The sequence below is a fragment of the Maribrevibacterium harenarium genome, from assembly GCF_006385675.1.
Classification (GTDB): Bacteria; Pseudomonadota; Gammaproteobacteria; order Pseudomonadales; family Marinomonadaceae; genus Marinomonas; species Marinomonas harenarium.
Window position 1 is genome coordinate 1 of sequence record NZ_VFRR01000061.1, and the last position, 9,580, is coordinate 9,580.

The 9,580-nt window shown below is 45.4% G+C and carries 12 protein-coding genes; 7 read left to right on the plus strand and 5 right to left on the minus strand.

Annotation, left to right across the window (positions count from 1 at the left end; all coding sequences use genetic code 11):
* Positions 1-416: 416 nt before the first annotated feature.
* A complete protein-coding gene (locus FJM67_RS16155) occupies positions 417-563 on the plus strand; it encodes a DUF4113 domain-containing protein (protein WP_235890093.1) in 147 nt (48 codons plus the stop codon).
* Positions 564-717: 154 nt separating this feature from the next.
* Here FJM67_RS16155 and FJM67_RS16160 read toward each other — a convergent pair whose 3' ends face one another.
* Both FJM67_RS16160 and FJM67_RS16165 read right to left on the minus strand, forming a co-directional pair.
* Entirely contained in the window at positions 718-1,158 is a 441-nt protein-coding gene (locus FJM67_RS16160; RefSeq protein WP_140591525.1) for an antitoxin Xre/MbcA/ParS toxin-binding domain-containing protein, read from the minus strand.
* 127 nt (positions 1,159-1,285) lie between these two features.
* On the minus strand, positions 1,286-2,230 hold the full coding sequence (locus FJM67_RS16165; RefSeq protein WP_140591528.1) for a LysR family transcriptional regulator: 945 nt from the start codon (positions 2,228-2,230) through the stop codon (positions 1,286-1,288).
* Between the two features lie 155 nt (positions 2,231-2,385).
* Between FJM67_RS16165 and FJM67_RS16170 the strand changes: the two genes are divergently transcribed.
* The 5 genes from FJM67_RS16170 (at position 2,386) to dgcA (ending at position 6,737) form a co-directional block, all read left to right on the plus strand.
* Positions 2,386-3,165: an ABC transporter substrate-binding protein gene (locus tag FJM67_RS16170; protein ID WP_140591530.1), complete on the plus strand. Its 780-nt coding sequence runs from the start codon at positions 2,386-2,388 to the stop codon at positions 3,163-3,165.
* Between the two features lie 55 nt (positions 3,166-3,220).
* The gene (locus FJM67_RS16175) at positions 3,221-3,937 is read left to right on the plus strand and encodes an ABC transporter permease (protein ID WP_140591533.1); all 717 of its coding nucleotides are present in this window, start codon (positions 3,221-3,223) and stop codon (positions 3,935-3,937) included.
* A 9-nt stretch (positions 3,938-3,946) separates the two neighbouring features.
* A complete protein-coding gene (locus tag FJM67_RS16180) occupies positions 3,947-4,666 on the plus strand; it encodes an ABC transporter permease (protein ID WP_140591535.1) in 720 nt (239 codons plus the stop codon).
* 75 nt (positions 4,667-4,741) lie between these two features.
* Positions 4,742-5,761, plus strand: a complete 1,020-nt coding sequence (gene dgcN / locus FJM67_RS16185; protein WP_140591538.1) for an N-acetyltransferase DgcN — start codon at positions 4,742-4,744, stop codon at positions 5,759-5,761.
* Positions 5,754-6,737, plus strand: a complete 984-nt coding sequence (gene dgcA / locus FJM67_RS16190; protein ID WP_140591540.1) for an N-acetyl-D-Glu racemase DgcA — start codon at positions 5,754-5,756, stop codon at positions 6,735-6,737. The genes dgcN and dgcA overlap by 8 nt, the downstream gene beginning before the upstream one ends.
* A gap of 256 nt (positions 6,738-6,993) precedes the next feature.
* On the opposite strand, the gene FJM67_RS16195 is transcribed toward dgcA, so the two are convergent.
* From FJM67_RS16195 to FJM67_RS16205, 3 genes are read right to left on the minus strand one after another with little or no spacing between them, the layout of a single operon-like run.
* On the minus strand, positions 6,994-7,647 hold the full coding sequence (locus tag FJM67_RS16195) for a hypothetical protein (protein ID WP_140591543.1): 654 nt from the start codon (positions 7,645-7,647) through the stop codon (positions 6,994-6,996).
* On the minus strand, positions 7,640-8,839 hold the full coding sequence (locus tag FJM67_RS16200) for a site-specific integrase (protein WP_140591546.1): 1,200 nt from the start codon (positions 8,837-8,839) through the stop codon (positions 7,640-7,642). The genes FJM67_RS16195 and FJM67_RS16200 overlap by 8 nt, the downstream gene beginning before the upstream one ends.
* A gap of 2 nt (positions 8,840-8,841) precedes the next feature.
* Positions 8,842-9,063: a hypothetical protein gene (locus FJM67_RS16205; RefSeq protein WP_140591548.1), complete on the minus strand. Its 222-nt coding sequence runs from the start codon at positions 9,061-9,063 to the stop codon at positions 8,842-8,844.
* Between the two features lie 128 nt (positions 9,064-9,191).
* On the opposite strand from FJM67_RS16205, the gene FJM67_RS16210 reads away from it, so the two are divergent.
* Positions 9,192-9,428 carry a helix-turn-helix domain-containing protein gene (locus FJM67_RS16210; protein ID WP_140591551.1) on the plus strand — a complete coding sequence of 79 codons (237 nt, stop codon included), beginning with the start codon at positions 9,192-9,194 and terminating at the stop codon, positions 9,426-9,428.
* Positions 9,429-9,580: the final 152 nt, after the last annotated feature.

A 9,580-nucleotide genomic window follows, 5' to 3' on the forward strand; every position in this document is an offset into this window, starting at 1 on the left:
AATATCTACCCCACTATCTCAGCTGGTTCCGGTATATGAAGCAGAATGAAAAGTCAGATCAAGGTCTGCTGTTTGCTGCTATGACCAACACCTAACTACAACACAGCCATGGATATACAGTTTTATGCGGAAATTTAAGTAGGGAATTTTATGATCAATGTATCAGGTGAGATCTATGAAGCGTCACGTTTTACAAAAGCCAGATCATGGCTATTTTTGAAGCAGCATGAAGCTGGGATGTCGATCCCCATCCTAAAATACAACGCCGGCTAATGGCTCTTGTCGATGTTAGTGATGTATGGGGAGTAGGGCGTCGAATCAGTGGGCGCTTGAAAAACAGAGCATACAGATGGCACAGGATTTAGCAGATTGGTCTATTTACGCCGACAGAGAAGAACGAAAAGTCCGATACTCTTGTGGCTGTGATCGACCAAATCAACCCAAAATCTAAGGGCAAATTCTTCTTCACTAGCCAAGGAGTCACGCCGCAATGGCTGATGAAACGAGAGCAGCTATCACCGGTCTATACCACCCGTTGTGATCAACTGCCGGTGGTGAGGTAGCTGTAATTGGGGCTAATTGGGCGCCCCCGCGCTTGTGACAATAACGGTCGAGATAGGGTTGGCTCGATGATGTGCGAATAATCCACCGAGACATCAACCCAAATCTCATAGATGATTTCTCAGGTAGCTTTTATTAGTAGCCCTATAGACTCTGTTACACGTACTCTCCAGACTCTATTTTCCTTAATGTTAGATTTACCAGTTCGCGTCCAGCATGGGTATCTAACAGAGAAATTGGTATTTCGCCTCCCAGTGCAGGTATGGAAGTGTTCATCCACTCTTTTGCAACATCCACTGAGTCGTAGATCATGACTGCTCTCACATACACCCGCAGTGTACCGATCAGATTATCTGATGCTATCGGCGATAGGCGTTTCAATCGATAGCTTTTGCTTAGGGTAGATACATCTTTCCCAATGGTTTTTGCAATTAGATTGCGCTCCCCGACGATATTTACGATAGATCTAAGCGCTTCACCGCTGACTCCTTTACGCACTGCAGACAGATTCCCAGCAGGCGTCATGATATCGACCTCAGGAAAAAGGGCATTTATAGCGGCCAGCGCCTCTGATCCTTGCTTTTGATTCGAATTCATCGTGTTCTCCTCGAGAGCTATATGTTCGATTACAGGCTAGCTTTGTGCAAAGTGGCAGCAATACAACTGTAATCACTAAATCACACTGCTGGTGTGATGGAGTTGCATTAGGAACTAGGTGGCGGCGTTAAGAGGAAGCGCGCACCAGTAGTTTTGTTTGTTTGCGCAACATATTAATAAAGGTAGTCTCTATGTCTTTGAGTCGAATGCTATCCGGTGTTACTAGATAGGCTTCTGTCACCGGTAAGGATTCGTATGGCGGTAAAGGCCACAAGATACCCTGATCTACATAGGGTTGTGCGCTTTCGACTGTTAGGGCACCAAATCCGATTCCTTGCATAATGAGACGTCTAATTTCTTCTAGATTAGAGGATACTGCGACCAGTTTTCCCCAGAACTGTTGCTCTTCACGAAATTGGGCAATCGCATCTAAGCCCTCTCCCGGCTGATCGCTTTCAAACGATACATACGGTATACCTTTCAAATCTTCTACGGTTAAGTTTTCTTGACCAAACAGGTGGTGGTTTGTACCACAGTAAAATCCCATTTTTTCATAGCCCAGAAAATCACAGCGAATACCTGTTTTGGCTATTTTTTTGTTACAAAGCCCGATATGTAAATCGCCTTCGGCAACATGGGACACAATATCGGCACTTGGAAAGGTGTTAATGTTAAAAAGAACATTAGGGTAAAGTGAGTGATATTCTCGGATCGTTTGGTCGAAGGCTGGGCACTGCAAGTGACTGGAAATTTCGATCTTCAACTCCCCTTGTATCTGATCCTGTTGCTCTACAAATTGGTTCGCCATAGTGCCGATGATACGGCTTACTGATGAAGCGTATTCATACACTCGCATGCCATCTAAGGTCAACGCGAAGACCCCTTTCTTCCGTAAGATCAGGCGTTTTTCAAAATGTTCCTCGAGTCGTTTTAGTGCATTGCTCACACTAGGTTGGCTCAAGGATAGCCTTCTCGCCGCTGCGCTAATACCGCCTTCATTGACGATTACTAGGAAGGTGTACAACAGGTTCCAATCTAAATTTCGAAGCAGTTTATCTTTTGAGGTGAGCATGATTTCATCTCTTAATACATAGCTAGTAGCTATATATAGCATACTTATTCATCATTATGGCTTTTGTTTGGTTTTGTAGATACTTCTTTTAGCCCCTATATAAAAGCAACTTCACAATCTTGGGGCGTAAATAATGATGACAAAAGGAAACGGACATGAAGAAATCGCTATTTACCTTACAGTTAGCTGCTCTAGCGCTATCCGTCACAGCTTTCAATGCCAGTGCCCAAGACACCATTCGTATTGGCACGGAAGGGGCATACCCTCCGTTTAACTACTTCACTGCCGATGGTCAATTGGCCGGGTTCGATATCGATATCGGTAAAGCGATCTGTGCAGACATGAAAGTGGAATGTGAATTTGTTGCCCAAGATTGGGACGGCATTATTCCTGCACTTTTGGCAAACAAATACGATGTCATTTTAGCTTCTATGTTCATTACCGACGCACGTAAGGAGCAGGTGGCATTCACTCAGCCTTATCAAGCTTCCGCGATGACCTTTGTGGTCGATAAACTCTCTGGTATTAAGGACACTTCTCCAGAAGGAATGGAAGGCAAAATCATCGGAGCCCAGAGTTCAACAACTCAAGCAGACTATTTAACGAGCCTCTATCCAAACTCCGACATCCGTTTATACCCCACGCAGGATGCTGCCAACCTAGATATGGCGAGCGGTCGTATTGATGCCATGGTCGGAGACATCATGCCAATGACTGACTGGATCGCAACACAAGATGGCGGCTGTTGTGAGCGTGCGGGAGATCTTATTACTGATCCTAAATATGTAGGTGACGGTGTGGGAATGGCACTGCGTAAAGAAGACGTCCAGTTGCGCGATAGGATCAACCAATCTTTAGCCAACATCATAGCCAATGGCACTTACCAAAAAATCAATGCGCAGTATTTCAGTTTGAATCTATTAACCCTTGAATAGAGTTAGGTGAATCGAAAGCAAACAGATACCTGCTAATCGAAAAAAGGACAAGCTAATGGAGAATTTAGTACTGCTGAGTATAGGGGATCAAGGCTGGGGAGACGAATTGCTTGCCGGATTGATGATTACTCTGATGCTCGCTTTATTAGCCTTACCGGTAGGGCTTTTTATAGGGACTTCTGTTGCAGCATTGTCTATTAGCTCATCACGAATAGGGCGTCTGTTTGCTTTGTTTTACACCACTTTGATACGTGGTTTACCTGAGTTGCTCACGCTATTCATAATCTATCACGGTGTAGGACTGTTGCTGAATCAGGTGGTGAAATGGTTCTCGCCTAATGTGAAATATGTTGAATTCAGCCCCTTTTTAGCTGGAGTAATTGCTCTTGGACTAGTGTTTAGCAGTTACGCGGCAGAGGTCATTCGTGGTGCATGGCAAGCCATGGATAAGGGGCAAAAAGAGGCCGGCATTGCGTTGGCGATGAACCGCTGGTTGATATTTTGGTTTGTGGAGCGCCCCCAGATTATCCGTCTGGCACTACCTGGCTTGGGTAATCTTTGGATCAATTTATTAAAAGATACGGCCTTGGTTTCCGTTATCGCACTGGATGATTTAATGCGCGCTGCAAATATCGCGGTCGGAGCGACAAAGAAACCGTTCTTCTTTTATCTGAGTGTGTGCCTGTTGTATTGGTTGATCTGCGTGTTGTGCGAGAGAGTGCTTTTCAAAATGGAAACTCGCCTGAATCGTGGAATTCACACAGGGCGATAGGAGTTGCAGATGTTAGCAATAATCGAACGCTTTGGCCCCATGTTGATTGATGGCGCGCTAATCACTCTCAAGATAACAGCAATATCCGTAACGTTAGCGGCAATGTTAGCACTACCTCTGTCATTGCTACGGATACAAGCGAGTAAGAAACTACGTTGGCCAGTACAGATGTTTATCTCTTTTTTTAGAGGTACGCCTTTGATTGCTCAACTGTTCCTGCTCTATTACGGCACAGGGCAATTTCGTCCGGTACTCATGGAACTGGGATTGTGGGGATTTTTTCGTGATCCGCTGAATTGTGCGTTGCTTACGTTTACCTTGAACTCTGCAGCTTACCAGACCGAAATACTACGAGGTGCATTGCAGTCTGTAGACAGACGATCAATTGAAGCGGGCAGGGCAATGGGGATGCCTAACTTGTTATTGTATCGTCATATTGTGTTGCCATTAGCTTACCGGACCGCTTTTCCAGCATTGGGTAATGAAGCGATCTTGATGCTGAAAGGAGGAGCTGTTGCCAGTGTTATAACGGTTATGGATCTAATGGGACAAACTCGAAGGGCCTTTTCTCAGTCGTTCGATATTAGTCTCTACCTCGTAGCAGCATTAATGTATCTCACTATTTCCATTGTGTTCGTTGTCCTATGGCGTTACGCAGAACGCTATCTCAATCGACATCGAATTCTACAGCAGCGACGACGATCGAGTCGCAGCACCATTCTGAATTAATAACTTTCATAACAACACCTTTCACAAGCGTTTTGGCTTGGGAAATCGTTCGTCCTGAAAAAGGGGAATTCACTTATGAACACCATCGAATTAAAAACGCCATATTTAGTATTTTTGGGTGATGCAGAAGACTTGATCATGGCAAAAGTTGCCAAAGGGGTGGCTCATTGGCGGCCCGAGAAATGCCTAGCCCAATTTCGTTTACCGGAGGCAAAAGCGAAGCTAGATTTGCCAGAGATGTCCCCTAAAGAGGCTGCGAAAGCCGGAGCGAAGACCTTTGTGATGGGATTGGCTCCAATAGGTGGCACCTTACCAAAAGCTTGGATATCCATACTTGTCGATGCGATGGAAGCGGGGTTGGATATTGCCAGTGGACTTCATGCCAAGTTGACTGATATTCCAGAGTTGGTAGAAGCCGCCGCAAGAACAGGTCAGCGTCTGTTGGATGTGCGTGTGCCACAAGGTGAAATGGTTTGCGGTACCGGGTTACCGCGTAGCGGTAAACGTCTACTTGCCGTCGGCACGGATTGCTGCGTGGGCAAGATGTTCACCACACTGGCTATTCACCGTGAAATGCAGAAGCGAGATATCAAAGCCACATTTCGTGCGACCGGTCAAACCGGTATTTTAATTGAGGGTTCTGGCGTACCTGTAGATGCTGTGGTATCCGACTTTATTGCTGGGATGGTTGAGCAACTTACCCCAGCAAACGATGTGGACCATTGGGATATTATTGAAGGCCAAGGAGCATTGTCGCACCCTGCTTATGCCGGGGTAAGTTTAGGCCTATTACATGGTGCACAAGCAGATGTCATTATAGTCTGCCATGAAGCGGGGCGTGAACAAATGGATGGTATGGAAGGCTATCCCGTATTGGATCTACAGGAGGTAATAGATATGAATCTTTCGATGGGCAAACTCACCAATCCCAATATTCGTCTTGGCGGCATTGCTTTAAATACATCTAACCTGTCCGAAGATGACGCATTCACAACCATCGCTCAGATAGAGCAGCGTTTCGGCGTTCCTGTAGTTGATCCGGTGCGAACCGGAGTGAAAGCCATCGTTGACCATTTGGAGATCACTCATGCGTAGGGTTGAAATCCGAGTTGAAAAATGGCCGTTACACGAGCCATTCATCATTTCAAGAATCGCGCCACAGCTGAATGGAGAGGTGGTCGTCGTTGAAATTGAAGAAGATGGTCTAATTGGGCGTGGAGAGTGCGAACGTATGGATGTATTCGAGCCCGAATATCCTGATGTGTTGTCCATGGTAGAGTCTGTAAAAAAAGATCTGGAGCATGGCATCAATCGCGAGCAACTGCAGCAGTTGCTACCTTCTGGTGCCGCACGCAATGCTGTTGATTGTGCCTTATTTGAGTTGGATGCAAAACAAAGTGGTCATTCGGCTTGGAAATATGCCGGGTTTAAACAAGCGCCGAAGGCGGTCACGACCGTATTTACTCTATCCTTGGGTGAGCCAGATGGGATGGCAAAGGCTGCTAAACAAAATAATCATCTACCTATTCTAAAGCTAAAACTTGGAACAGCGGATGACATGCCTAGAGTTCGTGCAGTGCGCGCTGCTGCTCCAGATGTTCGGTTAGTCATCGATGCGAACACTGGGTGGTGTTTTGAGCAATTAAAGAGCTATCTGCCGGAGTTACAAAAGCTTGGTATTGAGATGGTAGAGCAACCACTACCCCCTTCGGAGGAGCATTTATTGTCTGAATTAGACAGTGATATACCAATTGTTGCGGACGAGTCATGTATTGATAGAACCTCTTTGGCTTCGTTAAAAGGGCGGTACCAGGGGGTTAATATCAAACTTGATAAAACCGGGGGAATGACAGAAGCACTAGCGCTGCTTGACGAAGCGAAAGCGATGGGGTTTGAGGTTATGGTCGGGTGTATGCTCGGCACATCGTTAGCCATGGCTCCTGCCTTGCTTTTAGCTCAAGAGGCGCAGTGGGTAGATATCGATGGGCCATTGTTACTGTCGAAAGATAGAACACCGGGCCTCAGTTATTCAAATGGAGTAGTCACGCCAGTGGCTGGGGTGTGGGGCTAGATATACTCTTGTAAGGCGACAAACCATAGAAACCTTTGGATGTCTGATAAATCAATAAACGATGGCAACTGAAAAACTAGCAGAGGGCATCCCAGGCTTCGTTGCTGATCAGGCTAAGCTGGAAGGTATCATTGTTGCATGCTACTAACAGTACTAAATTGAAGTGTCAGACCTAGTCTGAATTAATACATATTAGTAAAGTTAAACGGCTCGCTGATATTAACAGTCAGCGAGCCGTTAGTTTCTAACTGAGGAGCTAGCTTCCCAGTAAGCTTTTCGACCAAATTTCGAATGGAGCTTGGTTACTTAGGTTGGCTAGGAGCTTGCCAACAAATCCCATATCATCAATATCTTCAACCTCTGTTACAGCGATTGCCATCTCGACGCAGAGCTCATTTGCATGTCTCTTTGTGGCAGTATTAAGAAGGTTTCGAAGCGTAAGCGTGGTGAAGTCTGGGCCAAAAAAGGTCATCAACTCGATACAAAGGCCACCAACTGAAGGGTCTACAATGGTTTCGCACCGAAGACGTAGAGCCTGTTCAAGTGCTTGTCGCTCTGAGTTTTGAACCTTTTCTAGAATTTCAGTGCAGACATCATTTGGTAGATCAGTTACCGCTTCTGCCCATACAAGGTAATAATAGTATCCCCCGTTGTAACGTTTAATGGCAGCTTCTAAGTTGATGTAGTCGCCGCAGTGCTCCTCAAGATTCGCAAAATTATCGCCGAGCAAGCGAAGCTCTAGTACGCCGGTATTTTCGATGTCCGCGATCTTTGCGATGCGAATTGGCCAGCCATATTTATTTTTTTGCTCTTTAACTTCTTCTAGAAGATACCCCCCTGTAAAACGTACAAGATTCCCAATATCATCCAAATCAGGTTGTTTTGCTGAGCGAGCTTCAAAATTAGCCATTTTTCACCTCCAAGTTTGCATCCAATAGACGCTCAATCGCGCTACCATCTAGCCGCGTTAAGTTCGGGACATAGCGTGAATACACACGAAATAACATTTCAGTCGTAGAATGCCCCATCTGGCGAGCAATCCACTCTGGTGATTCACCAGAGGCCAGCCAAAGTGTTGCAGCGGTATGACGGGTTTGATAGGGGCGTCGTTTTTCTAATCCCAAGCGTTTAAGTAATGGGTACCACACTCGCTGAGTGACGTTGTTATGATTTAGCGGCTCACCAGTCCGAGTGCAGAAAACGAATTTGCTTAAGTTTCCTGTATGGCGCTTTTGGCGAATGAGTGCCTCATATACGGGTGAACTCATTTGGATGTCCCGAACAGAAGACTCTGTTTTGGTAATGTCTTCGTCTCCAGCGACAATCGTTTCTCGGATGCGAATAATTCTTTTGTCAAAATCGACGTACTTCCACTTCAGCCCATCAATTTCCCCTGTACGCATACCTGTAAAGAAACGTACTAAGAAGTAGTCGCGATAATCGGGGCGAATGGTATCTAGAATTTTATTGACCTCCTTGATCGTGAAAGGCTGAGCATCCGTTTTCGGTAATTTAAGAGGTTTGATCCGAATGTACGGTGTGGTAAATTCAAATTCGTCGGCGGCATCCTCGAAAATTCTGCGCAGTGGCGTCATAATTTTGTTGATCCGTGCGTTAGAAATCGTTTCTCTTCCATTTCGACCTGGTGCTTTGGCGAGGACTGATCGAAATTGAAGTAAGTCGTTTCGTGTGATGTTGTCGACTCTCATCTGCCCAAAAAATGGGATGTAGTGTTTTTCGATAATGTTTTCCATGTTCACTATATGCGAGCGTCGCCACCCAATTTTTTGGTGTTCTAACCACTGAGCAATGTACTCGTCAAAAGTTGGTACCTGTTTTGTTTCTAAGGCCCAGACTTCTGGTTGGTATAATTTCAGTTCCTCTTCTGTAAAGCCCGGTGCGTATTTGTTTTCAGGGAAATGGTTCTGGTAGCGAAAAGTTCCAGACAACATTTCTGATTCAATCTGAACCAATAGCTTTTCAAGCTTACGTTGGTTAGCCTTGGTGGCTTTCAGATTGGTTTGCTCTCGGCAACGCTTGCCCATGTAACGAAAGTCCAAATACAGGGTGCCGGTTTCTTTTCTTACGCTTACGCTTGCCATGATTATGCCTCCTCAGTGTTATAAGCTAACGCGATGGAGTCTTCAGATTGCGCCATCATGTCTTCTTCAATTTGCTCCCAAATAAAGAGAATTTTGCGGCGGTTGAATGGGCGAATGTAGTGACGACCTTCGAACAAGCATGAGTCCAAAAGCTCGTTACGGATAGTTCTTGGGTTGTATTGGATTCTCTCCGCTAGCTGTTCTGTGGTAAGGTATGTGTTCATATTTTCTTTCCTTTGGGTGATGGTTTTCGCAAACGTCAATATATATTGACGTTATGGGTGTGTTAGTAGACGTAGTTGTACGTATCAACACACAAGTGTAAATATTTTTCGACGATTTGGTGGTGCACATGTTGAGATTCCGATTGAAAGAGTTGATTGCTGAAAAGACGTTCAAAGAGGGAAAGCGCGTAACAATTAATCAGGTTGCGAATGAAACAGGAATAAATAGAGCGACACTATCGAGTATGATTAATCAGAGGGGATACAGTACTGTAACCAAAAATTTGGATGTCTTATGCAGGTACTTCGGCTGTGAATTATCACATTTAGCTGAGTATGTCCCTGACGAAGAGTGTTCTGTTTAACCTCGTTGACCCCACTTACAGTGGACTAAACTCTACTTAAGTTAGTTTTTTGGGGTCTTTGCGTATTTCGGGATCATCGAGCCAGCGATTTCGGCATGAGCCAGCCATCCATTTCGGTATCATCTGGCCACTGATTTCGGCATGAGTCGGCC

Excerpts from the sequence above, each read along its gene's own strand:
- FJM67_RS16210 (WP_140591551.1), top strand. The coding sequence starts at position 9,192 with ATGTTGAGATTCCGATTGAAAGAGTTGATTGCTGAAAAGACGTTCAAA.
- FJM67_RS16165 (WP_140591528.1), bottom strand. The coding sequence starts at position 2,230 with ATGCTCACCTCAAAAGATAAACTGCTTCGAAATTTAGATTGGAACCTG.
- dgcA (WP_140591540.1), top strand. The coding sequence starts at position 5,754 with ATGCGTAGGGTTGAAATCCGAGTTGAAAAATGGCCGTTACACGAGCCA.
- FJM67_RS16160 (WP_140591525.1), bottom strand. The coding sequence starts at position 1,158 with ATGAATTCGAATCAAAAGCAAGGATCAGAGGCGCTGGCCGCTATAAAT.
- FJM67_RS16200 (WP_140591546.1), bottom strand. The coding sequence starts at position 8,839 with ATGGCAAGCGTAAGCGTAAGAAAAGAAACCGGCACCCTGTATTTGGAC.
- FJM67_RS16195 (WP_140591543.1), bottom strand. The coding sequence starts at position 7,647 with ATGGCTAATTTTGAAGCTCGCTCAGCAAAACAACCTGATTTGGATGAT.
- FJM67_RS16175 (WP_140591533.1), top strand. The coding sequence starts at position 3,221 with ATGGAGAATTTAGTACTGCTGAGTATAGGGGATCAAGGCTGGGGAGAC.
- FJM67_RS16180 (WP_140591535.1), top strand. The coding sequence starts at position 3,947 with ATGTTAGCAATAATCGAACGCTTTGGCCCCATGTTGATTGATGGCGCG.
- FJM67_RS16170 (WP_140591530.1), top strand. The coding sequence starts at position 2,386 with ATGAAGAAATCGCTATTTACCTTACAGTTAGCTGCTCTAGCGCTATCC.
- dgcN (WP_140591538.1), top strand. The coding sequence starts at position 4,742 with ATGAACACCATCGAATTAAAAACGCCATATTTAGTATTTTTGGGTGAT.
- FJM67_RS16205 (WP_140591548.1), bottom strand. The coding sequence starts at position 9,063 with ATGAACACATACCTTACCACAGAACAGCTAGCGGAGAGAATCCAATAC.